Below are 1,215 nucleotides of genomic sequence, written 5' to 3' on the forward strand. Positions count from 1 at the left end.
ACTGACCATGGTGTCCTTAACGGGATCTGCCGTCCCCGGGCCGGGAGGCGCTCAGCTGCACTCACCGGACGCGGCGCGTGACCTCATAGGAGCCTGGCCAGAGGCCCCATCACTGTCTTGTCCGTATCGCCCGGCTGGTGCGTGCCGCCCTGCCCGGTCGATGAGAACAGGACGGTCGATGCCCACCATGACACAGCAGCAGGTCGAGGTCACCGGCGGCGTGGACACTCACAAGGACACCCATACGGCGGCCGCGGTCGATTCGGCCGGGCGGATGCTGGGATCAGCTCAGTTCCCCGCCACCGGAGCCGGATACGCCGCCCTGTTGGCGTGGCTGCGCTCGTTCGGGGCACTGGTCTTGGTCGGGATCGAGGGCACCGGTGTCTACGGCGCCGGCCTGGCCCGCTATCTGCGAGAGCAGGGCGTGACGATGGTGGAGATCGACCGCCCCGACCGCAAGGCGCGCCGCTGGCGGGGCAAGTCCGACCCGGTCGATGCCGAGGCCGCCGCCCGTGCCGCGCTCGCCGAGGTCCGCACCGGAGTGCCCAAACATCGCGATGGGCGGGTCGAGGCGCTGCGGAACCTGCGGGTCGCCCGGCGCAGCGCCATCGCTCAGCGTGCCACCGCCCAGCGTCAGATCAAGGCACTGGTCGTGACCGCGTCCGAGCAGGTCCGTGCGCAGCTGCGTGGCTTGTCCACCCGCGAGCTGATCAGCACCTGCGCGGCGCTGCGACCCGACCGCACCAGGTGCGATGACCCGGTGATGGCGATCAAGGCCGCGTTGCGTAGCCTGGCCCGCCGCCACCAGCGGCTCACCGAGGAGATCACCGATCTCGACGACCTGATCGAGCCCCTGGTCACCCAGATCAACCCCGCCTTGGCCCAGGTTCACGGGGTCGGCCCCGACGTCGCCGGGCAACTGCTGGTCACCGCGGGCGACAACCCTGAGCGCATGCGCTCTGAAGCAGCGTTCGCGATGCTGTGTGGCGTTGCGCCGCTGCCGGCATCTTCTGGCAAGACCCATCGGCACCGTCTCAACCACGGCGGGGACCGCGACGCCAACTGCGCGCTGTGGCGGATCGCGATCACCCGCATGGCCACCGACCCACGCACCCGCACCTACGTGCAACGACGCACCAAGCAAGGCAAGGACAAGAAAGAGATCATCCGCTGCCTCAAGCGCTACATCGCCCGAGAGATCTACGCACTACTGAA

Annotated in this window: 1 protein-coding gene; it reads left to right on the plus strand. The window is 69.1% G+C overall.

Annotation, left to right across the window (positions count from 1 at the left end):
* Window positions 1-187 precede the first annotated feature (187 nt).
* Window positions 188-1,215: IS110 family RNA-guided transposase (locus tag ABEA10_RS50930; RefSeq protein WP_345475946.1), on the plus strand; the 1,028-nt coding region annotated here is incomplete at its 3' end.

The organism is Actinoallomurus oryzae (genome assembly GCF_039541955.1).
Lineage (GTDB): Bacteria > Actinomycetota > Actinomycetes > Streptosporangiales > Streptosporangiaceae > Actinoallomurus > Actinoallomurus oryzae.